The 20,633-nt window shown below is 71.7% G+C and carries 18 protein-coding genes; 11 read left to right on the forward strand and 7 right to left on the reverse strand.

Annotated elements, in window-relative coordinates:
• Positions 1-59 precede the first annotated feature (59 nt).
• A complete protein-coding gene (locus tag C3V38_RS04565; RefSeq protein WP_061228546.1) occupies positions 60-1,535 on the reverse strand; it encodes a peptide MFS transporter in 1,476 nt (491 codons plus the stop codon).
• A gap of 225 nt (positions 1,536-1,760) precedes the next feature.
• On the opposite strand from C3V38_RS04565, the gene C3V38_RS04570 reads away from it, so the two are divergent.
• Positions 1,761-3,119, forward strand: a complete 1,359-nt coding sequence (locus C3V38_RS04570; protein WP_061228547.1) for a hemolysin family protein — start codon at positions 1,761-1,763, stop codon at positions 3,117-3,119.
• Complete coding sequence (locus C3V38_RS04575; RefSeq protein WP_243699593.1) at positions 3,116-4,219, forward strand: hemolysin family protein; 1,104 nt, start codon at positions 3,116-3,118, stop codon at positions 4,217-4,219. Before C3V38_RS04570 ends, C3V38_RS04575 begins: the two co-directional genes overlap by 4 nt.
• Before the next feature lie 72 nt (positions 4,220-4,291).
• On the opposite strand, the gene C3V38_RS04580 is transcribed toward C3V38_RS04575, so the two are convergent.
• Positions 4,292-4,792 carry a DUF4112 domain-containing protein gene (locus tag C3V38_RS04580; RefSeq protein ID WP_061228548.1) on the reverse strand — a complete coding sequence of 167 codons (501 nt, stop codon included), beginning with the start codon at positions 4,790-4,792 and terminating at the stop codon, positions 4,292-4,294.
• Between the two features lie 83 nt (positions 4,793-4,875).
• Here C3V38_RS04580 and C3V38_RS04585 point away from each other — a divergent pair, with 83 nt between their 5' ends.
• Genes C3V38_RS04585 through C3V38_RS04595 form a run of 3 tightly spaced genes read left to right on the forward strand, consistent with a single transcriptional unit; the run spans position 4,876 to position 9,568 of the window.
• Entirely contained in the window at positions 4,876-6,807 is a 1,932-nt protein-coding gene (locus C3V38_RS04585; protein WP_061228549.1) for a penicillin-binding transpeptidase domain-containing protein, read from the forward strand.
• Positions 6,808-6,825: 18 nt separating this feature from the next.
• Complete coding sequence (locus tag C3V38_RS04590; RefSeq protein ID WP_061228550.1) at positions 6,826-7,740, forward strand: SDR family NAD(P)-dependent oxidoreductase; 915 nt, start codon at positions 6,826-6,828, stop codon at positions 7,738-7,740.
• A gap of 10 nt (positions 7,741-7,750) precedes the next feature.
• On the forward strand, positions 7,751-9,568 hold the full coding sequence (locus tag C3V38_RS04595; RefSeq protein ID WP_070720705.1) for an acyl-CoA dehydrogenase: 1,818 nt from the start codon (positions 7,751-7,753) through the stop codon (positions 9,566-9,568).
• Positions 9,569-9,685: 117 nt separating this feature from the next.
• Here the strand turns inward: C3V38_RS04595 and C3V38_RS04600 are convergent, their stop codons facing one another.
• The gene (locus C3V38_RS04600; RefSeq protein WP_061228552.1) at positions 9,686-10,363 is read right to left on the reverse strand and encodes a fasciclin domain-containing protein; all 678 of its coding nucleotides are present in this window, start codon (positions 10,361-10,363) and stop codon (positions 9,686-9,688) included.
• A 150-nt stretch (positions 10,364-10,513) separates the two neighbouring features.
• Here C3V38_RS04600 and C3V38_RS04605 point away from each other — a divergent pair, with 150 nt between their 5' ends.
• The 3 genes from C3V38_RS04605 to C3V38_RS04615 all read left to right on the forward strand — a co-directional run bounded on the left by C3V38_RS04605 (position 10,514) and on the right by C3V38_RS04615 (position 13,595).
• The gene (locus C3V38_RS04605) at positions 10,514-12,052 is read left to right on the forward strand and encodes a molybdopterin-dependent oxidoreductase (RefSeq protein WP_061914496.1); all 1,539 of its coding nucleotides are present in this window, start codon (positions 10,514-10,516) and stop codon (positions 12,050-12,052) included.
• 98 nt (positions 12,053-12,150) lie between these two features.
• The gene (gene sigK / locus C3V38_RS04610; RefSeq protein ID WP_061914492.1) at positions 12,151-12,732 is read left to right on the forward strand and encodes an ECF RNA polymerase sigma factor SigK; all 582 of its coding nucleotides are present in this window, start codon (positions 12,151-12,153) and stop codon (positions 12,730-12,732) included.
• On the forward strand, positions 12,729-13,595 hold the full coding sequence (locus C3V38_RS04615) for an anti-sigma factor (RefSeq protein ID WP_061914490.1): 867 nt from the start codon (positions 12,729-12,731) through the stop codon (positions 13,593-13,595). The genes sigK and C3V38_RS04615 overlap by 4 nt, the downstream gene beginning before the upstream one ends.
• A gap of 65 nt (positions 13,596-13,660) precedes the next feature.
• On the opposite strand, the gene C3V38_RS04620 is transcribed toward C3V38_RS04615, so the two are convergent.
• Positions 13,661-14,935, reverse strand: a complete 1,275-nt coding sequence (locus C3V38_RS04620) for a class I SAM-dependent methyltransferase (protein WP_070722687.1) — start codon at positions 14,933-14,935, stop codon at positions 13,661-13,663.
• A gap of 65 nt (positions 14,936-15,000) precedes the next feature.
• The gene (locus C3V38_RS04625) at positions 15,001-16,473 is read right to left on the reverse strand and encodes an FAD-binding oxidoreductase (protein ID WP_070722690.1); all 1,473 of its coding nucleotides are present in this window, start codon (positions 16,471-16,473) and stop codon (positions 15,001-15,003) included.
• A gap of 320 nt (positions 16,474-16,793) precedes the next feature.
• Here C3V38_RS04625 and C3V38_RS04630 point away from each other — a divergent pair, with 320 nt between their 5' ends.
• The gene (locus C3V38_RS04630; RefSeq protein WP_061228557.1) at positions 16,794-17,393 is read left to right on the forward strand and encodes a DUF732 domain-containing protein; all 600 of its coding nucleotides are present in this window, start codon (positions 16,794-16,796) and stop codon (positions 17,391-17,393) included.
• Between the two features lie 21 nt (positions 17,394-17,414).
• Here C3V38_RS04630 and C3V38_RS04635 read toward each other — a convergent pair whose 3' ends face one another.
• On the reverse strand, positions 17,415-18,542 hold the full coding sequence (locus C3V38_RS04635; protein WP_061914484.1) for a patatin-like phospholipase family protein: 1,128 nt from the start codon (positions 18,540-18,542) through the stop codon (positions 17,415-17,417).
• Positions 18,543-18,731: 189 nt separating this feature from the next.
• Here C3V38_RS04635 and C3V38_RS04640 point away from each other — a divergent pair, with 189 nt between their 5' ends.
• Together C3V38_RS04640 and aroD are read left to right on the forward strand one after the other, a co-directional pair.
• Entirely contained in the window at positions 18,732-19,214 is a 483-nt protein-coding gene (locus tag C3V38_RS04640) for a DUF4262 domain-containing protein (RefSeq protein ID WP_061228559.1), read from the forward strand.
• Between the two features lie 38 nt (positions 19,215-19,252).
• Entirely contained in the window at positions 19,253-20,182 is a 930-nt protein-coding gene (gene aroD, locus C3V38_RS04645; protein WP_061228560.1) for a type I 3-dehydroquinate dehydratase, read from the forward strand.
• On the opposite strand, the gene C3V38_RS04650 is transcribed toward aroD, so the two are convergent.
• A complete protein-coding gene (locus C3V38_RS04650; RefSeq protein WP_061228561.1) occupies positions 20,173-20,613 on the reverse strand; it encodes an SRPBCC family protein in 441 nt (146 codons plus the stop codon). The two genes, aroD and C3V38_RS04650, sit on opposite strands and share 10 nt — an antisense overlap.
• Positions 20,614-20,633: the final 20 nt, after the last annotated feature.

Raw genomic sequence — 20,633 nt, forward strand, 5'->3', positions numbered from 1 at the left:
CGGCCACCGAGAATCTCCTCGGTGGCCGCGGTCGTGTCAGGGGATGAGTCAGAGGTGCGTCAGCGCACGCCCATCATGTTCTTGCGGATCCACGGCGACAGCGCGGCGATGATCCCGGCCAGGACGATCGACGCGACGCCGAGCACCAGGAAGTAGTTGCGCTCAGCCCCGGCGTCGTTCGGGTCGTAGTACCCCGCGAGCACGCCGGACAGCGCACTGCCGATGGAGACGCTGAGGAAGAACAGCGCGACCATCTGCGTCTTGAAGGCCTCCGGTGCGAGCTTGGTCGACAGCGACTGCCCGACCGGCGAGAGCAGCAGCTCGGCCATGGTGAACAGGAACAGGATACCGACGATGCCGAGCAGCGGCGTCGCGACGCTGCCGACGAAGAACAGGAACACCAGGTAGGCGATGCCCATGATGAGGTTCGCGAGCGCGAACTTGATCGGGCTCGAGGGCTGACGGCTGCCGAGCTTGACCCACAGGGTCGCGAAGACCGCGGCGAAGATGATGATGAACAGCGGGTTGATGGACTGGACCCAGCTCGCCGGCATCTCCCAGCCACCCAGGTTGCGGTCGAGACGCTGGTCCGAGTAGATCGCGATCACCGTGAACTGCTGCTGGAAGAGCGCCCAGAACGCCACCGACGCGATGAACATGGGGATGAACGAGACGACCCGGCTTCGCTCGTCGGGCTGCGTCTTGGGGCTGGTGATCAGCAGCGCGAACAGTGCGACGGCGCCCACCACGGCGATCGCGGTGACGATGTCCGCCAGGGATTCCAGCGGAATGAGGCCCAGGGCCAGCGCTGTCGCGACGAGCACCACCACGACCACGCCGATGACCAGGGCCCGGACCCGCTGCGGCCGCGGGAGCGGGTCGGGCACGACGGCCCCGACGCCCTTGAGCGTGGCGCCACGCACCGCGACGTACTGGATGAGGCCGATCGCCATTCCCGCCGCCGCGGCGCCGAATCCCCAGTGGAATCCATTGGCGTGCCACAGCACCCCGGTGATCAGCGGGCCGGTGAGGCCACCGATGTTCACCGCCATGTAGTAGATGGAGAACGCGGCGTCACGCCGGTCGTCCGTCCGCCGGTACATGTCGCCGACCACGGTCGAGGTGGTGGCCTTGAGCGTGCCGGCGCCGACGCCCACGAACACGAGGCCGATCCCCAGCCCGACGGGGCCCGGCACGAGGGCCAGGGACAGGTGGCCGAGCATGATGAGCACGGCCGCCCCGAACAGGGTCCGTTCGGCGCCGAACAGGCGATCCGAGATCCAGCCGCCGAGGATCGCGGAGGCGTAGACCAGACCGCCGTAAGCACCGACGATCGACGCCGCGATCTGTTCGGAGTACCCGAGGCCACCGTCCGCGACCGCGTAGTAGATGTAGTACGCCAGCAGGCCCTGCATGCCGTAGAAGCTGAAACGCTCCCACAGTTCGATACCCGACAGGTTCGCCAATCCGAGTGGATGGCCGAAGAACCTGCGGTCCGTATCGGCGAGAGCCACCTCGGCATTCCGAGTTGTCATGACAGACAGTGCTACTCCTGCTTTTCCTGCGGGACAAACTGTGCCGTCGATCTCGCCCCACAGGTGGGAGTCGACATTTCCCACCCGGGACAGGACAATCGGAGAAATCAACCCTCGGGCGACCGGCCCGGGGTGCAACCCGATGAGCGCAGGAGCACCTCCAGTGAGCCGAGCCGACACCCCGGCCCGATCTACCAGCCCCCTTCACGGAAGGGGGCACACCGGATGAGCATCGCGCTCTCACTACTAGTGGGCGTCGTGGTCGTACTGGCGATCACCGCGCTGACGGGCTACTTCGTGGCCCAGGAGTTCGCCTTCATGGCCGTCGACCGCTCCCGCATGGGGGCGGCGGCCGAGAAGGGCGACCCCGTCGCCGAGCGGGTCCTCGGCGTCACCAGACGCACGTCGTTCATGCTCTCGGGCGCACAGCTCGGGATCACCGTCACCACCCTCGTCGTGGGGTACGTCGCCGAGCCGCTCATCGGCCGGGCGATCGGTGACCTCCTCGGCCTGGCCTCGGTGCCGCAGGCCGTCGGCGTCGGTGTGGGCACGATCCTGGCACTGCTGTTCTCGACCGTGGTCCAGATGCTCTTCGGCGAGCTCGTGCCGAAGAACCTCGCGATCGCCAAGCCCGAGCCCGTGGCCCGGTGGCTGGCCCGGTCCACCGCCATCTACCTCGCCGTGTTCGGCTGGATCATCGGCCTGTTCGACAAGGCCTCCGAGGCGCTGCTCAAGGCGGTCGGCATCGAGCCCGTGCACGACAAGGAGCACTCGGCCACCGCTCGCGACCTCGAGCACATCGTCGCCGAGTCGGGCGAGGCCGGCGAACTCTCCCCCGAGCTCAGTCGGCTCCTCGACCGGATGCTCGACTTCCCCGGGCAGCCGGCCGAGCACGCGATGATCCCGCGTTCGCGCACCGACGTGGTCCGCGCCGAGGACTCCGTCGACGAGGTGCTGTCCAAGATGGCGACGGGACACACCCGCTACCCCGTGGTGGGCGAGGACTCCGACGACGTGATCGGCATCGTCGACCTGCACGACCTCCTCGTGCTCTGTGGCGACGACACCGACGGCTCGCTGACCCAGGTGTCGACGGTGATGCGCGCCCCGATCCGGGTGCCCACGTCGCTGCCGCTGCCCGAGGTGGCGGCCCGACTGAGCGCCCAGAACTCCGAGATGGCCGTGGTCGTGGACGAGTACGGCGGGTTCGCCGGCGTCGTGACCATGGAGGACATGGCCGAGGAGATCGTCGGCGAGATCGCGGACGAGCACGACCCGCAGGCCGCGGACGTCCCTGTCAGTGAGGGGCTGGGTTGGATCCTCACCGGCGACACGCACCTCGACGAGGTGGAGCGTCTCCTCGACATCACCCTCCCCGAGGTCGACGCCGAGACACTCGGCGGCCTGGTCATCGAGACGATCGGCGACCTGCCGGACGTCGGCGCCCGCGTCGACATCCCGCTGCCGGACACGGACGTCCTCGAGGAGATCTCCGCCGATCGCGTCCTGCGGACCGAGGTCCGCCGCATCGAACGCCGCGTCCCCGCGGAACTGCACGTCGTGGTCGAGGAGGCCGCACGATGACCCCCACCACCACCCTTCTCGCCGCCGACGCCGACGGTGGGATCATGAGCAACCCCTGGGTCGTCCTGGTGGCGACCGTCCTGCTCATCGCGGCGTCCGCGTTCTTCGTGGCCGTCGAGTTCTCGCTCATCTCCGCCCGCCGGCACCGGCTCGAGGACGACGCCGCGCACAGTGCCGCCGCCCGCGCGGCCCTGAAGAACGCGTCCGAGCTGACGCTCCTGCTCGCCGGCGCCCAGCTCGGCATCACGCTGTGCGCGCTGGCGCTGGGCTCCATCACCAAGCCCGCCGTGCACCACTGGCTCACCCCGGTGTTCGCCGGATGGGGGCTCCCGCTGTGGACCGCCGACGTCATCGCGTTCATCCTCGCGCTGATCATCGTCACGTTCCTGCACCTCGTGGTGGGCGAGATGGCCCCCAAGTCGTGGTCCATCACCCACCCCGAGTACTCGGCCACCCTGCTGGCGATTCCGATGCGGGCGTTCCTCTGGCTCACCCGTCCGCTCCTGGTCGCCCTCAACGCCATGGCGAACAACATCCTGCACCGGCTGGGGGTCGAGTCGAGGGACGAGGTGTCCGCGGGTCAGGACGCCGACTCGCTGCGTGAGCTCGTCCGGCATTCCGGCGAGGCCGGGACGCTCGACGACACCCATCAGCGGCAGCTGCTCAGCGCCCTCGAACTGCAGGAGCTCACCGTGGGCGACCTGCTCGGCGAGCGCGACCTCGATCAGCCCGCCGCGCCCGAGGAGATGTCCTCGGTCGGCGTCGACGCGGGCCCGGAGGAGATTCTCGACACCGCGCGCCGCACCGGCCATCTGCGCCTGCTGGTCCTCGAGGACGACACCGCGGTCGGCGTGGTCCACGCGCGGGACGCGATCAACGTCGACGGCGACGCCACGGCCCGGGAACTCATGCGGCCGAGCCTGTCACTCGAGCACGATCTGACGGTCGCCGAGGCGTTCCGCCGGATGCGTGAGGCGCGCGCCCACCTCGTCGTCGTCGAACAGTCCGGTGGGCACCCGGGCACCCACGTCTCCGAGGTGCGGGGCGTCCTCACGCTCGACGACGTGGTCCGGCGCCTCCTGCCGGTCACCTCGGCCTGACCCACGCACCGCGACGACACGCCCCCGGGAGGACTGGCCTCCCGGGGGCGTTCCCCGTCGGCGCGGCGCGGGTCAGAACACCAGGCCGATGAGCCTGAGCAGTCCCCACAGCGCCAGGCCCACCAGGCCGAGGAGCACCAGCAGGATGAGCCCCACGGCGCCGATCGCCCGCAGCAGGTAGCCGCGGGCGTCGGTGTCCACGCGGCGCCCCTCGGCGATGGCGCGGTCCACCAGCCGAAGGTTCTTGGAGGTGGCCTTGTGCGCGACGTCGGCGACGTCGCCGACGAGGGGCACCACGCCGAGCGCGGCGTCGACCAGGTAGTTCCACCCCATGCGGAACAGCAGGTGGACGGGGATGCGATTGCGCACGGCCTCGGCGAACACGGCCGCGGCGACCACCGTGCCCACCGCGTCACCCACCACCGGCACGAGGCCGATCACCGGGTCCAGCCCCACGCGGTAGTTGGTGCCCGGCACCCGGACGAGGTCGTCGAGGACTCGCGCGAGGCCGGCGGTCACCGGCGAGGCGCCCGGACGGTCGGCGGGTGCCCGCGCGGGGCGGCTGTCGCTCATGTGGCCCGAGGGTACGTGGCGGACCGGCGGCGGCGCCGACCACACGACGGGCGGACGCGGCCGGAATCTGGTTTCGTGGAGAGATGACGACCGCGCCCGCCTTCCGCACGACCCGCCGTCGGCGCGGCCGCACCGCCTCCGGTGTGGTCGCCGCCGTGCTGACCGTGGCCCTCGGGGGAACCGGCTGCGCGGCGCTGACCGGGGACACCGGCTCCGACGAGCTCCAGCAGTTCCTCTCCGCGCTCGAGGCCGGCGACGTCGCCGGGGCGGCCGCGATGACCACCGACCCGGCCGCCGCGGAGGAGACGCTCGCCGCGAACATCGAGTCGATGGGGTTCACGCCGACCCTGACGATCGACACGCCCGAGGGGGACCGGCGCCCCGACAAGGACCCCGTGCCCGTGGAGATTACGTGGGACATGGGCGTCGCCGGAGGCGGCGGGGGTGAGGGTGACGACGACGAGGGCGGCGCCGACCCGGCCGGCGGGGGCGGTGAGCCGTCGCCCGCCCCGCGCGTGGCCACGACCACGGGTGAGGCCGCCACGACCAAGGTGGACGACCAGTGGAAGGTAAAGTGGGCGCCGACTATCCTCGACACCCGTCTCGAACCGGGTGGCTACCTGGCGTTCTCCGAAATCCTCGACTACGACACGTCCGTCCTCGACCGGACGGGCGCGCCGCTGCTGCAATGGACTCCGGTCACGGCGGTGACGCTCGCCCCCGACGCCGCCGGGAGCGCCGACGCGGTCGCGGCCCTGGTGAGCGCGGCCGCCCCGACCATCACCGGGCAGTCGATCCGCGACGGCATGGCGCAGGCCGGCGACCAGCCGTACCAGGTGGTCGCGCTGCGGCCCAGCGACATCGACCCGATCCGCGAGCGACTCGCCGCGGTCCCCGGCGTGAGCCTGCCCGAACAGGGCCAGCTGATCCGCACCGACCGCGAGCTCCGCTCCCCGGTGCTGGACGGACTGCCCGACGCGTGGCTCGCGGCGCTGCAGGCCGAGGGCGGGTGGCGTGCAGAGATCGTCAACCCGGGCGTCGAACCGATCGAGCTCGGCAGCGCGCCGGTCGGGGAGGTCGAGGACCTCGTCTCCACCGTCCAGATATCCGTGCAGCAGGCCGCGGCGGACGCGGTGGCCGGCACCGGGCTGGCGGCGTCGATCGTCGCGATCCAGCCCTCGACCGGCGGGATCCTGGCCGTGGCGCAGAACTCCGCCGCCGACCAGCAGGGACCCGTGTCGCTCGAGGGCCGCTTCCCGCCCGGCTCCACGTTCAAGGTGGTCACCACGGCCGCCGCGTTGCAGTCCGGCGCCGTCGGTCCCGACGAGATCGTGCCGTGCCCGGCCTCGATCACCGTCTCGGGCCGCACGATCCCCAACGACAGCGATTTCGCGCTGGGCGAGGTGCCCATGGAGACCGCGTTCGCCCGCTCCTGCAACACCAGCCAGGCCGTCATCAGCGACCGCCTCGAACCGACCGCCATGAAGGACACGGCCGCGCAGCTGGGCCTGGGGGTCGGCTTCTCCGGGCCGGGGATGAGCCCGTCGTGGTTCACCGGCTCGGTGCCCGTCACCGACCGCGGCCCGGCGCGCGTGGAGGCCGCGATCGGCCAGGGCGAGGTCCTGGCCAGCCCGCTCGGTATGGCGGTGATGACCGCCTCGCTCGCGAACGGCGGACGGATGATCCTGCCGCAGGTGATCGCCGGCATGCCGGCGGTGGCCGCCGCCTCGCCCGAGCCACTGCCCCCGGCCGTCGTGGACACCCTGCGCCGGTACATGGTGCAGACCGTGCAGTCCGGCACCGCGACCGCCGCCCGAGCGGTCCCCGGCCTGGGCGGCAAGACCGGCACCGCCGAGGTCGGCAGCGGCCCGTCGCACGGCTGGTTCGTCGGCTCGACAGGCGACATCGCCGTGGCGGTGCTCATCGAGGGCGCCGACTCCTCGGCCCCGGCGGTGGAGATGGCCGCCGACTTCCTCGGCGCCGCAGGGCAACCGGCCCCGCTGCCGGCGCGCTGAAACGGGTAGTTTCGGCTCATGCGCCTGCCCAAGGTCCCCCTCCCCGCACTCTCCCTGCCCGCGGTCTCCCTGTCCGCTCTGCCGCTGCCCGGGCTGGATCGACTGCCCTTCTCGTCGTCGTCCCCCTCCCCCACCGACACCAACCGTCGCATCCTCGTCACCGGCGGCGCCTCCGGACTCGGACTGGCGCTGGCCACCGCGTTCCTCGAACGCGGTGACCGCGTGATCGTCACCGACGTCGCCCCCACCGACGCCCGGCCCGACACGATCCCCGCCGACGCCCGCTACCTGCGCCTCGACGTGCGCTCGGAGGACGAGTGGCAGGCCGCGCGCGACGAGGTCGAGTCGATCTGGGGCGGCCTCGACGTGCTGGTCAACAACGCCGGCATCGCCCAGGGCGGGCGCATCGAGATGCTCACCGAGGACGACTGGCGGCAGATCGTCGACATCAACCTGCTCGGCGTGGCCCGCGGCTGCCGCACGTTCGTGCCGATGCTCAAGGCGCAGAACAGCGGTCGGATCGTCAACACCGCCTCCCTCGCCGGGCTCGTGCACCCGCCCACCATGTCCTCCTACACCGCCGTCAAGGCCGCCGTCGTGGCGATCTCCGAGAGCCTGCGCTGGGAACTCGAGCCGTTCGGCGTGGACGTGTCCGTGATCTGCCCGTCGTTCTTCCGCACCAACCTCGCCTCGAGCCTCAACTCCTCCGACCCCGCCGCCAGCGGGTTCGCGAGCAAGCTCATCGACCGCTCCGAACGCGGCGCCGCCGAGATCGCCGCCGAGGTCATGAGCGGACTCGACGCCGGGCGGTTCCTCATCCTCCCCGACCCCGAGGCGCGGAAGTCCTACCGAGGCAAGCGGCTCCTGCCCGCCGCCTACGAGAAGACGATGACCGAGATGGGTCGGAAGTTCGCGCGCGCCACCCGCGAGTAACCTGTGGGGCATGACCCCCTCCAGCCTCCTGTCCCGCGCCGACCTCGACTTCCTCCTGCACGACTGGCTGCGGGTGTCCGAGCTGACCGGGCGCGAGCGCTACGCCGACCACTCCCGCGAGACGATCGACGCCGTGCTGGACCTGTCGGCCGAGCTCGCCGAGACCTACTTCGCGCCCCACTTCCGCAAGGCCGACCTCACCGAGCCCCGCCTCGTGGGCGAGGAGGTCGAGCTCATCCCCGAGATCGGCGAGGCGCTGGCGAAGTTCGCCGAGGCCGACCTCGTGGGCGCGGCGATGGACGAGCGGGTCGGCGGCATGCAACTGCCCTACACCGCGTACCTGGCGTGCATGGCCTGGTTCTACGCGGCCAACATCTCCACGGCCGCCTATCCGCTGCTCACCACCGGCAACGCCAACCTGCTGCTCGCACACGGCTCCGACGAGCAGATCCGGACGTACGTCGAGCCGATGATCCAGGGCCGTTTCACGGGGACGATGTGCCTGTCCGAGCCGCACGCCGGCTCCAACCTCGCCGACATCACCACCCGCGCCGAGCCGCAGCCCGACGGTACCTACCGCCTGTTCGGCCAGAAGATGTGGATCTCCGGCGGCGAGCACCAGATGGCCGAGAACATCGTCCACCTCGTCCTGGCCAAGGTGCCCGGCTCCCCCGCTGGCACCCGCGGCATCAGCCTGTTCATCGTGCCCAAGTACCTCGTCGACGACGACGGCTCGCTCGGTGAGCGCAACGACATCGTCATCACCGGCCTCAACCACAAGATGGGCTTCCGCGGCACGGTCAACACCATGCCCACCCTCGGGCAGGGTATACACACCCCCGGCGGGCGGCCGGGCGCGGTCGGGTACCTCGTGGGCGAGGAGAACACCGGCCTCAAGAAGATGTTCACCATGATGAACGAGGCCCGGCTCGGCGTGGGCCTGGGCGCCACCGCGATCGGCTACACCGGCTACCTCAAGTCGCTGGACTACGCACGAAACCGGCCCCAGGGCCGGCCCGCCGGCGCCGATCCGTCGACTCCGCAGGTGATGCTCACCCGTCACACGGACGTGCGGCGGATGCTGCTCGCCCAGAAATCGTACGTGGAGGGCGCGCTGGCGCTGGGCCTGTACTGCGCGAGACTGGTCGACGACGAGAAGACGGGCTCGCCGGAGGAGTCGATGGCCGCGAAGACGCTTCTGGACGTCCTCACCCCGATCGCCAAATCGTGGCCGTCGCAGTGGTGCCTCAAGGCCAACGAGCTGGCGGTGCAGGTGCTCGGCGGGGCCGGGTACACGATCGACTACGACGTCGAACAGCACTACCGCGACAACCGCCTCAACCCGATCCACGAGGGTACCCACGGCATCCAGGGGCAGGACCTGCTCGGCCGGAAGGTCCTCGCCGGCGGCGGCGCCGGACTGACAGCGCTCACCGGGCGGATCACCCAGAGCTGCGATCGGGCGGCCGCGGCCGGCGGGGTCGTCGCCGAGCTGGCCTCGCTGCTGCGCCCGCGCGTCACCCGGCTCATCGAGGTCACCACTTCGCTCGCTGAGGTCGGCGCGACCGACCCGGAGGCGTTCCTCGCCGACGCCACCGAGTACCTCGAGGCGACCGGCCACGTGGTGATCGCGTGGATCTGGATCGAGCAGCTGCTCGCGCTGGGTGACCGGGTGGCGGGCGGTGCCGGCGCCGACGCCTTCGCCGCCGGCAAGCTCAAGGCGGCCGAGTACTTCCTGCGCCGCGAGCTGCCGATCGTCGACGCCAAGTTCGACCTGCTGGCCGCCGGCGACCGCACGACGCTGGACATGCGCGACGACTGGTTCTGACGCGACTGGGCCCGGACCGACGTGGTGTCGGCCCGGGCCCGGGTCGCGTTGCGTGGGAGTTCAGGGCTCCCACTGATGCCCTCGGCGGGGTGTTCAGGGCACCGGACGCCGGTCTGCTCACTCCTCGGGGATGAGGACCTGGTCGATGAGGTAGACGGTGGCGTTCTCGGTCTGGACGCCGCCGCAGACGACGCCCGCGCCGTTGACCATGAGCTCGTCACCGGATCCGGTGACCTCGAGCTGCGCACCGTTGAGGGTGGTGTGCTCGCCGACGACCTGATCGGGCGCGGCCTGACCCTCCACCACGTGGTAGGTCAGGATGCCGGTGAGCAGGTCGGCGTCGGTCTGCAGCGACTGCATAGTGGCCTCATCGATCTGCGCGAAGGCGTCATCGATCGGGGCGAACACGGTGTACTCGCCGCTGTTCAGGGTGTCGACGAGGTCGACCTCCGGGTTCACCCCGCCCGAGACGGCCGAGGTGAGCGTGGTGAGCAACGGGTTGTTGGAGGCGGCGGTGGCGACCGGCTCCATCGCCATCGCCTCGACCGAACCCGGACCCTCCGGGTTGGCCTCGGCGTAGTCCGCGCAGCCCGCGCCGACGAGCATGCCGGCAGGCTCCGACTCCATGGTGGAGGTCTCGCTCGCCGACGTGGTGGTCATGACCGAGGTGGCGGTGCCCTCGGCGGTGTTCTCCGTATCGCTTCCCTCGTCGCTCGAGCAGCCGGCGAGGACGAGACCGGAGACCGCGGCGGCCGCGGCGATCGACGCGACGCGCCGGGAGATCGTGATGCCCATGGTGCGTTTCCTTTCGGTAGGGCCCCGCCGAGTTGGCGGGACTCTGTGCAGTGGGTCACCAGTGCTTCGGCGGGCCATCCGGTCCGGATGGGTGCCGTAGGGAATTTGTTTCGTACCGGTCCACCGAGACCCCGGCTCCGAACTCCTGGCATGGACAGCACAGAGCAACGACCCAGGGCGGTCGCTCGGGCCGCCTCGGGCCTCCTCGCCACCGGCCTCGCCGTCGCGGTGGGGCACGCCATGGCGGGATTCGTCGCCCCGGGCTCGTCCCCGTTCCTCGCGGTCGCCGACTCCGTGGTCGACCGCGCACCGGCGGCCGTGCGCGAGGTGACGATCGACGCGCTCGGCACCGCGGACAAGCCCGCGCTGATGCTCGGCCTGGCGGCCATCCTCCTCGTCACGGGCGTGGTGGCGGGCCTCGTCGAGCGTCCGCGTCGTCCCGCCGGGAGCGCCGTCCTGGTCGTCTTCGGCCTCGTCGGCATGGTGGCGGCGCTGGCCCGCCCGTCTGCCGGGCCGCTGTGGGCCGTACCGACCCTGCTCGGCGTGGTCGTCGCCGTCGTGGCGCTCCGAGCCCTCATCGGGACCCTGTTCACGGCAGAGGCCGGGTCCCGACCGTCCGCAGCCACCTCCTCGGAGGCGGGGCCGCCCGCGTCGACGCCACCGTCGGCGCCGACGCCGCAGCCCGGAGCGCGGCTGGGCGACCGGCCCGCACCCGACCGCCGACGCTTCCTCGTCCTGGCCGGGTCCGCTGTCGCCGTCATCGCGGCCGCCGGCACCACGGGCATCGCCCTGACCCGCCGCGCCGCCGACGCGGTCGCCGAACGCACCGGTCTGCGACTGCCGCGGGTACTCGCCCGCAACGCGGCCGCCCCGGTTCCGCCGGGCGTCGTGCCCGACGCGCCGGGCGTGACACCGTTCCTCACCGACAACGCCGAGTTCTACCGCATCGACACCGCCCTTCGCGTGCCGTCCCTGAGCACCACGGAGTGGCGGCTGCGGATCCACGGGATGGTCGAGCGGGAGATCGAGCTCGACTGGCAGGCGCTCGTGGACCGCGAGGCACGCGACCGCATCGTCACCTTGACCTGCGTGTCCAACGAGGTCGGCGGGGATCTGGTGGGGACCGCGACCTGGACCGGGTTCCCCATCGCCGACCTGCTCGCCGAGTCGGGGCCCCTGCCCGGCGCAGACATGCTGCTGTCGACGTCGGTCGACGGCTGGACCGCCGGGACGCCACTGGAGGCTCTGACGGACGGCCGCGACGCCCTGCTGGCAGTGAGGATCAACGGCGAGCCGCTGCCGTTCGAGCACGGCTACCCCGTCCGCCAGGTGGTCCCCGGCCTGTACGGGTACGTCTCGGCCACCAAGTGGGTCGTGGACTGGGAGGTCACGCGCTTCGACCGTGCCAGCGCGTACTGGACCGACCGCGGGGCGCAGCGCCGCGGCATCGACCGGGTGGAGGTGAGGGTCGACGACGGGCCGTGGCAGGACGCCCAACTGGCGGACGAGTACTCGGTGGACACGTGGCGCATGTGGTCGTGGGTCTGGGACGCCGAACCGGGCCTGCACACCCTCCACGTCCGGGCCACCGACTCGACCGGTGAGGTCCAGCCTGAGGAGCGCAGGGATCCCGTACCCAGCGGCGCCACCGGCTGGCACAACCGCACGTTCCGGGTGGTGGCGGCATGACCCTCCAGGTCACCCGCAGACCGTCGGCGCGGCCACCGGGTCGACCACCCGCGCCGCCGTCGCGCGGTCACGAGCCGGCTGGCACTAGACTGGTCTCCGTGTCCGAGCCAGCCGCCCCGCCGCTGACCGACCCGGGGAGCCTGCTCGAGCTGGCCGCGTCCGGTGATCTCCAGGCCTTCGGTCGTTTCTACGACCTCATGTCCCCACGCGTCTACGGGCTCGCCCTGCGGGTCCTGCGCGATCCGGGGTACGCCGAGGAGACGGTGCAGGAGGTGTTCCTGCAGGTCTGGAAGCAGGTGGCCGACTACCGGCCCTCGCTGGGGTCCGTCCAGTCCTGGGTGCTGACCATCACGCACCGCCGGGCCGTCGACCGCGTCCGCTCCGAGAGTTCGGCCGCCCGACGTGACGAGGTCGACGCCGCCACCGGCACCATCCACGGAGGCGACGTCGCCGACCAGGTCACGGAGCAGATCTCGCGCGACGAGGAGGCCGCCGAGGTGCGCAGGTGCCTGGAGACGCTGACTGACAACCAGCGCGAGTCCATCGAGATGGCGTACTTCTCCGGCCACACCTACCGCGAGGTCGCCGAGAGACTGGGCGCCGCGTTACCCACCATCAAATCGAGAATCCGCGACGGACTCCGTCGCCTGAAGAACTGCCTGGGAGGTGAGCTGTCATGAGCGTTCGTCACCACGATCACCCGTCGACCCCTGACAGCGTCCGCCCCGAGGACCTCGACCTCTACGCCCTGGACGCACTGCCCGAGCACGAGGCCGACGCCGTCGAGGCCGCGCTGGTGGATGCCGCGCCAGAGGATCGGACGTCGATGCTCGCGCATATCGCCTCGACCCGCGAGGTCATGGCCGGACTCGTGGCCGACGCCGGTCTCGACACCGCGCCGCCCGCGCACCTGCGGGAGCGCATCCTCGAGTTGGCGGCGACCTCCTCGCCGTCCGGCCCCACCGGGCCCGTCGGTCCGGGCGACCGCCGCGGCTCCGGGCGGGACGCCGACGGGGGTGCGGACGTCATCGACCTGAGTCGCGAACGCGAGCGCCGACGGCCCGGTTTACTGACGTTCCTCGCGGTCGCCGCGGCCGCCGTGGTGCTGCTGGTCGGTGGTGTGATGATCGGCCGCCTCACCGACGGGACCGGGTCTGAGAACCTACCCACCGCCGCGCCCCCCTCGGGGACGATGCCGCGTCAGGTCACCTCACTGTTGGCGGCCGAGGATCTCGCGGTGGTCCGCGGCCAGGTCGGCGGGACCGGAACCGCCACCGTGCTGGCGTCGAAGTCGGCGGACATGGCCGTCATCTCGATGACGGACCTCCCCGCCCCGCCGGAGGGCCGCGCCTACCAGCTGTGGCTCATGGGCGATCACGAGCCCATCTCCGCGGGAACCATGGAGTCCGGTGAGGTCGGCCCGTCGCCCTCGGCCCGGATCGACGGCATCCGTGACTCAGAGCAGATCGGCATCACCGAGGAGCCCGCGGGTGGTTCGCCGGCGCCGACCGGTCAGGTCCTGCTCGCGCTCGACCTCCAGTGACCCGGTGGGGTCGGCGGGCCGCATAGGCGGCCCGCCGGCTCACCCTCTCGCCGGGGGTCAGTCGCTCAGGCCTGCCACCATTGCCGCAGCGGCACGTCCCAGGTCTGGCGCTCGTCCAGGCGCACGGCGAGGATCTGGTGCAGCTGGATCTTGTTGTGCTCGAACCCGTACTGGCAGGCCCCCATGTACAGGCCCCACAGCTTGGCCATGGGCTCGCCGACCTCCTCGACCGCCTCGTCCCAGTGCTCGACGAGATTGGTGCACCAGTCGCGGAGGGTGAACGCGTAGTGCTGGCGCAGGTTCTCCTCGTGTACCACCTCGAACCCGGCGTTCTCCGCCTCGAGGTGCACGGTGCCGGCGCCGGCGAGCTCGCCGTCGGGGAAGATGTAGCGGTCGATGAACTGCCCGGCCTTGACCTTGCCGACGTTGTCCGGCCGGGTGATGCAGTGGTTGAGCAGCCGCCCACCCGGCTTGAGATATCCGTGCAACTTGGCGAAGTAGTCGGGGTAGTTCTTCCGGCCGATGTGCTCGGTGATGCCGATCGAGCTCACGGCGTCGAAGTCTCGCTCGGGCACGTCGCGGTAGTCCTGTAGCCGGACCTCGGCCAGGTCGCCCAGCCCCTCGGCCTCGATGGCGGCGCGGCCCCACTCGACCTGCTCCTTGGACAGGGTCACGCCGATCACCTTCACGCCGCGGCGTGCGGCGTAGCGGACCATGCCGCCCCAGCCGCAGCCCACGTCGAGCAGCCGGTCCCCCGCCTTGAGCCCGAGCTTGTCGAACACCAGCCGGTACTTGTTCTCCTGCGCCGCCTCGAGCGACGCGTCGGCGTCCGGGTAGCAGGCGCACGTGTACGTCATGGACGGTCCGAGGATCCACTCGTAGAAGCGGTTCGACACGTCGTAGTGGTAACTGACCACCTCGGAGTCCCGCTCCTTGGAGTGCCGCCGCATCCCGGACAGGACGCGCTTCCACGCGGGCTTGACCTCCATCGGCGGAGTAGGCAGGAACCGGACGTTCTCCGTGCCCACGGACCGGGCGATCCGCGCCAGTGTCCTGGCGTCGGGTGTACGGGTCATGTGCTTGCGGAACACCTCGAGCGCGCCGAACACGTCGTGGGGCGCCCCGGGGTGCACGCCGTCGATCTCCAGCTCGCCCATGAGGTAGGCGCGGGCCAGGCCGAGGTCGCCGGGGGCGGTGACGAAGTACTGCAGCGCCTTCTCACTCTTCAGGCGTAGCACCAGTCGGCTGTCCGCCGGGCCGATCGCGGACCCGTCGTACGCCTCGATCCGCAGCGGCGGCTCACCGGTGGCGAAGGCTGCGATGATCTCGCCGATCGTCATCCTGCCCGCTGCACCCGCTGCGCCCGCCGCGCCCGCGGGCTCCGCGGTCCCCGCGCTCGTCGTGGTCACCGTGCACCCACCGCCTTCTCGTAGAGGGTCGCGAACCGGCCCTCGGGATCGAATTGCGTCTTGAGCCGGCCCGCGTGGTCGCCGCCGTAGAGTTGGGCGAACTCCTCACGGGAGTAGAAGACCTCCGAGTACAGCGACTTGTGACCGCCGAGCCGGGACACCTCCTCCTCGATGCGCCGGTTCCACGCGCCCTCGGCCATCCCGGGCTCGATCGGCGCCGACGACCAGAAACCGATGTTGACGTAGGTGGTGTCGGCGGCCAGAGGGTACAGCGGCCACGGACGGTCGGACGCCGGCTCGCCGTCCAGGCCCGGCGCCGGGGTGGACTCCCGAAGCCGCAGCGGGCAGATCCACAGGGGTTCGATGGGCACCTCGCGCAGGAACCAGTCGAGGAACTCGGCGGTGTGGTCGAGGGTCACCTCGACGTCCTGCACCACGCGCTCGCGCGGCCCCTCGCCCTTGAGGGCGCCGATCTTGTTGCCGAGGTCGTACTTGTGGTCGAGGCCGATGATCTTCCAGTACGCCGAGGAGCGCAGCAGCTGCTGCGGCCAGAACCGGCGGACCCTCGGGTTCTGCACCCCGAACGCGCGGGAGCACCAGAACCAGTCGGTGTCCCAGCGCCACAGGTAGTCCCGGATGGTCAGGCGGTCGCGTTTCACGGAGCCGGCGGGCCCGCCGTGTTGGACGGAGCGGTAGTAGATCGCCTGCTTGTCGGTCACCCCAGAGTAGTCCGAGACGGGCCCGGGCTCATCGGTCCGCCGCCCCAGACACAGGTACGACTCGCCGGCCGAGAAGACGATGCCGTCGAGGAAGTCGACGTCCTCGTCGTCGTACGTCCCCGACTCACTGACCCGCGCCAACGCCGACTCAAGCGCGGTGAGGGAGTCGAACCGCACGTGCCGCAGTTCCACGAACCGGCTGACCGGTTCGAGGGCGATGCGCAGCCGCACCGCGTACCCGAGGGAGCCGTAGGAGTTGGGGAAGCCACGGAAGAGCGCGCGTTCGCGCTCGGTGCCGTCGGGGCGGGCGGTGACGATCTCGCCGGTGCCGGTGAGGACGTCCATCTCGAGCACGGACTCGTGCGGCAGGCCCAGGCGGAACGAGGTGGACTCGATGCCCAGGCCGGTCACGGCACCGCCGAGGGTGATGGTCTTGAGCTGCGGCACGACGTACGGCATGAGGCCGTACGGCAGGGTCGCGTCGACGAGGTCCTCGTAGGTGCACATCCCCTGGACGTCGGCGGTGCGGGCGTCGGGATCCACGGAGACGACGCGCGTGAGGCCGGTGGTGTCGAGACCGGGCGACGACGACGAGGCGCGCGGTCGGAAGAGGTTGGACGTGGACTTGGCCAGCCGGACGGGCTCGTGGGCGGGCACGGCCCGGAAGCTGTCGACGAGTCGCTGCACGCCGCGCGCGTGGCTTTCGGTACCGACGACGAGTGGTTCGGCGAGACTCACGGCGGTTCCCATGAGTCACACCTTAGTAGCGCTCGGTGGCCCCCGCCGACTATCGGGTGGCGGGGGCGGACGGCGCCGGCGAGGCCGCAGGCTTCCACCCGGGCGGGCCTAAGACGCATCCGAGCCGCTCGCGGCAGCCGCCCGCGACTCCCCGAAACCCATCTCGTTCACGTCTCGATTGTGACACCACTCACGGGCGATCGGGCGATCCGGGCCACCCGCCCCCGCGCGGGCCCGTAGCCTCTCGGACACGTCGGCCTCGAGGGCCGTTCGCGCACACCGATTCTGCGCACACCACCGCGTGCGCACACCGTCTCCGGAGGAGGACCCGAGTGTTCACCGCATCCCGATCCGCTCGCCCCACCCGCTCCCGCGCCGCCCGTTCCGGCCCCTCCCGTCCCCGCACCGTCGCCGCCGCGTCGGGCCTCGCCGCCCTGGCGTTGGCGCTCGGCGCCTGCGGCGAGGAGGGCAGCGCCGAGCAGGCGGTCGGCGAGGCCACCAGCGCGGTGGGGTCCGCCGCCGCCGAGGCCACGAGCGCGGTGGGTGACGCCACGCGCGACGACGGCGAGGGCGACCCCGACGCCACGACTGGCGACCAACCGCAGCCCGAGGACTCCACGGGCGGCGAGGGCGGGTCGGGGAACCCGGACGAGGAGTTCCTGCGCGACATCGGGCGGGTGGGCGTGGACGCCGGGAACGAGCAGGACTATCTCGCCCGCGGCCGCGACGCATGCGCCTCGCTCGACGCCGGAACCGGCTACGTCGACGTGCTCCGGCAGTACAACGACGCCCACCCCGACGCCCCGGTCACCGAGGCGCCCGTCGTGGTCACGGCGGCGGTCAAGGCGTTCTGCTCGCACCACCTGCCGCAGGTCGGCGAGGGTGACGGGGGCGGGGGCGGCGAGGTCGGCGAGGCCGGGGGCGGCGCCTGACGCGGGAGACCCGGCCCTGTCTCAGACGCCGGCCCGGTCGAGTTCCTCCGCGGTCAACCGTCGCCCGAGAGCGATGAGCTCGTCTGCCCGGTGGAAGTCGAAGGTCGAGCACGCGTCGGAGGGCACCTCGACCAGCACGTCCGGGCGGTTGCCCGCGAGGCGGTAGGCCGTCACGATGCTCTCCATCGCCTCGATGGATTGCGTGACCACGTCGAAGATGCGCAGCGAAGCGGGAAGCGACTCCTCGTCGCCGTCGGCCACCTCCTCCTCGCCGTGCTCCACGGCCTCCTCGACCTCGTGGGAGAGCTGCCGCGGCGTCTTCGCACCGACCGAGCCGTCGGAAGCGGTGACGGTCGCACCGGCGTCCACCCCGTCGACGGCGGCGACGTCCGGATCGGGTTCGGGGTCCTGACCGAAACGGGCGGCGATGAGCCGGATCAGGTCGGCGTCGCGGACGTCCGCCGCCGCGGTGCGGATCCGGCCGGCCAGCCGTCCCGCCGGCCTCGCCCCGCCGCCGGGGCCCCTGCGGGCGATCCGCGGCTCCGCGTCGGGCGTCGCCTCATCGGGGTCCGAGCTCTCCTCGAACGTCGACCCCCGGATCCCGGTCCGGCGGCCCGTCAGTGACACGGCCAGCAACAGGTCGCTGCTCACCGGCGCGAGCGGTTCCAGCGGGACCGGGTTGGTGACGCCGCCGTCGATGATGAGCCGCCCGCCCACGAGCGCCGGGGTGATCACGCTGGGGATGGCGAACGACGCCCGGACGGCGACGTCGGCTGGCCCGCGGGTGAACCACACCTCGCGCCGGGCCCGAAGGTCGGTGGCGACGGCGGTGAACGGGATGGCCAGGTCCTCGATGCGGACGTCGCCGAGCATCGCGCCGATCACGCCCATGATCTTGTTGGCCCGGATGGCCCCGCCGCCGGCGAAGGACACGTCGAGCAGCCGCAGGACGTCACGCTGCGTCAGCCCGCACACCCAGTCCTCGAAGTCGTCGAGCTTCCCGGCCGCGTAGAGCGCGCCCACGATCGCGCCCATCGACGCGCCGGAGACGCCGACGACCTCGTGCCCACGTGCCTCGAGCTCGCGGATCACCCCGATGTGCGTGTACCCGCGTGCCCCGCCGGATCCCAGTGCCAACGCCACTCTCATCGATGCCCCCTCCTGCCCGGTCTTCGCGCGATCCCCGCGCGGTCGTGACCAGTGTGCACCGGGCGCGTGCCGGCCACGGGCCTCATCGTCACCCGTTCGTGTCGTAGGCGCGATCTACCGTCTGCACCGTATCGAGCACCTGTTCGATATCGGACCCACAGTCCGGACGACTCACCATCAGGAGAAGCCATGTCCCGCACCGCCATCCCGCTCACCTCCCGCTCCGGCCTCGCCGCGACGATCGATCCGACCATGCTCGGGATCGCCTCGGCCATCGACCGTCACGGGATGCACGTCATCCACATCGGCGAGGGGTGTGACTGCGGGGAGTGCACGGCCGCACCACTACCACCGGACCAGAGGTTCGGCTACACGATCGGGTTGACAGGCGTCGGGCACCCGGAACTGATGGTCCGCGGGCTGAGCGCCCGGGAGACCGCCGGACTGCTCTCCCGGTGGGGTGACACCGTCCTGTCCGGGGAGGTCTTCGACGCCGGGCACCTGCTGTGCGAGGGCTCCGGCGGGCCGACCTGGGAACTCGTGCCGGTGCGGCGCCCGTCGCGCACGCTGGTGCTGGCCGCGCGCTACTACCGCACCGCCGGGACCGGCGGCCTCTCCGCGCTCGAGCTGATCCCCGCGCGTCGGCCCTGCCCGTGCGAGGTGTGCGACTGACAGCCGAGGCTACCCGCGGGTCGTCGTAGGGTCTAGGGATGCCCCGCACTCCGCTGCACCTGGACGCGAACTCGCCGTCGATCATCGTGCCGGTCACCGCGCGCGACCGCTCCGAGCTCGGCCGACAGGCCGAGGCACTCGCGCGCGCCCGCGCCGGGGCCGTCGGAGTCGGAGCCGGAGTCGGCGTTGACGCCGGAGCCGGCGAGGACGGCGTGGCGGACATCCGGGCGTACGAGGCGGAGGACGACCAAGACCCCGCGGGCGCCGCCCGGCCGTTCGACCTGATCGAGTGGCGGGTGGACCTCTACGAGCCGTTCACCGCCACCGTCGGGGCGGACGCCGCGGGAGGTCGCGACGCCGCCGGGAGCGGGTTCGATCCCGTCCCGGTGGTGGCCGCCCTCGGCGCCCTGGCCGCCGCGCTGCCGGACACCCCGATCCTCGCGACGTTCCGCACCACCGCCGAGGGCGGCGGCGCGCCCCTGTCCGACGAGCTCTACGTGCGGCTCGTCGACACGCTCGCGGCGAGCGGCCTCGCCGCGGCCGTCGACGTGGAGTACCGGCACCCACTCGCGGCGCGGGCGATCGCCGCCGCGCACGACCACGGTGTCGCCGTGGTGGCGTCCAACCACGACTTCGACGCGACCCCGCCTGTCGAGGAGATCGTCGCGCGCCTGGCCGCCATGGAGGAGGCGGGCGCGGACGTGGCCAAGATCGCCGTGATGCCGCGCTCGGCGGCCGACGTGGTGACGCTGCTGGCCGCCACCGAGCGTCGCTATCGCGAGGCGGAGATCCCGCTGATCACGATGTCGATGGGGGCGCCGGGCGCGGTCACGCGGATCGGCGGCGGTGCGTTCGGCTCGGCCGCGACGTTCGCCACCGTGGGCGAGGCCTCGGCGCCGGGCCAGCTGCCCGCGGCCGGGGTGCGCGCGGCTCTCGGCCTGCTGCACCCGGGTGCGGGTCAGCCGTAGCGGCGCAGGACCTCCTCGCGCAGGCCGGCCGTGGCCACGTCGGCGATGTGCTTCTGGGCCTTCTTGACGACCATGCCCGGCAGCTTGGCCTTGAGCTCCACCTCGAGGTCGAACACGACCCGGGTGGTCCCGTCGCCGTTGTCGGTGAGTGAGTACCGCGCGTTCTGCATCTTCTGGTTGGTCCCGGATTCGAGGGTCCAGCTCACCTCGCCGTCGTACCACTCGTAGCGGACGACCATCTCCTCGGTCATGCCGTACTGGGAGATCTTCTCCCACACCACGATGGGCCAGCCCTCGTCGTCGGCCTCGCGGACCTCCACGGCGCGGTGCGCCTCCGACCAGTCGACGAGGGACTCCACGTCGGCCAGGACGGCCATGATCTCGGGGATCCCGGCCTCGATGGTCGTCACGGACTGCACTGACACTGCCATGGCCGAGAAGTTACCCTCAC

The sequence above is a fragment of the Dietzia sp. oral taxon 368 genome, from assembly GCF_002999155.1.
Taxonomy (GTDB): domain Bacteria; phylum Actinomycetota; class Actinomycetes; order Mycobacteriales; family Mycobacteriaceae; genus Dietzia; species Dietzia cinnamea.

What these genes read in the sequence shown, in the direction of transcription:
- C3V38_RS04620 (WP_070722687.1), bottom strand. Translation starts at nt 14,935, where the DNA reads ATGACGATCGGCGAGATCATCGCAGCCTTCGCCACCGGTGAGCCGCCG.
- C3V38_RS04625 (WP_070722690.1), bottom strand. Translation starts at nt 16,473, where the DNA reads ATGGGAACCGCCGTGAGTCTCGCCGAACCACTCGTCGTCGGTACCGAA.
- C3V38_RS04565 (WP_061228546.1), bottom strand. Translation starts at nt 1,535, where the DNA reads ATGACAACTCGGAATGCCGAGGTGGCTCTCGCCGATACGGACCGCAGG.
- C3V38_RS04575 (WP_243699593.1), top strand. Translation starts at nt 3,116, where the DNA reads ATGACCCCCACCACCACCCTTCTCGCCGCCGACGCCGACGGTGGGATC.
- C3V38_RS04605 (WP_061914496.1), top strand. Translation starts at nt 10,514, where the DNA reads ATGGACAGCACAGAGCAACGACCCAGGGCGGTCGCTCGGGCCGCCTCG.
- C3V38_RS04650 (WP_061228561.1), bottom strand. Translation starts at nt 20,613, where the DNA reads ATGGCAGTGTCAGTGCAGTCCGTGACGACCATCGAGGCCGGGATCCCC.
- C3V38_RS04600 (WP_061228552.1), bottom strand. Translation starts at nt 10,363, where the DNA reads ATGGGCATCACGATCTCCCGGCGCGTCGCGTCGATCGCCGCGGCCGCC.
- C3V38_RS04640 (WP_061228559.1), top strand. Translation starts at nt 18,732, where the DNA reads ATGTCCCGCACCGCCATCCCGCTCACCTCCCGCTCCGGCCTCGCCGCG.
- aroD (WP_061228560.1), top strand. Translation starts at nt 19,253, where the DNA reads ATGCCCCGCACTCCGCTGCACCTGGACGCGAACTCGCCGTCGATCATC.
- C3V38_RS04585 (WP_061228549.1), top strand. Translation starts at nt 4,876, where the DNA reads ATGACGACCGCGCCCGCCTTCCGCACGACCCGCCGTCGGCGCGGCCGC.
- C3V38_RS04635 (WP_061914484.1), bottom strand. Translation starts at nt 18,542, where the DNA reads ATGAGAGTGGCGTTGGCACTGGGATCCGGCGGGGCACGCGGGTACACG.
- C3V38_RS04580 (WP_061228548.1), bottom strand. Translation starts at nt 4,792, where the DNA reads ATGAGCGACAGCCGCCCCGCGCGGGCACCCGCCGACCGTCCGGGCGCC.
- C3V38_RS04595 (WP_070720705.1), top strand. Translation starts at nt 7,751, where the DNA reads ATGACCCCCTCCAGCCTCCTGTCCCGCGCCGACCTCGACTTCCTCCTG.
- C3V38_RS04615 (WP_061914490.1), top strand. Translation starts at nt 12,729, where the DNA reads ATGAGCGTTCGTCACCACGATCACCCGTCGACCCCTGACAGCGTCCGC.
- C3V38_RS04590 (WP_061228550.1), top strand. Translation starts at nt 6,826, where the DNA reads ATGCGCCTGCCCAAGGTCCCCCTCCCCGCACTCTCCCTGCCCGCGGTC.
- C3V38_RS04570 (WP_061228547.1), top strand. Translation starts at nt 1,761, where the DNA reads ATGAGCATCGCGCTCTCACTACTAGTGGGCGTCGTGGTCGTACTGGCG.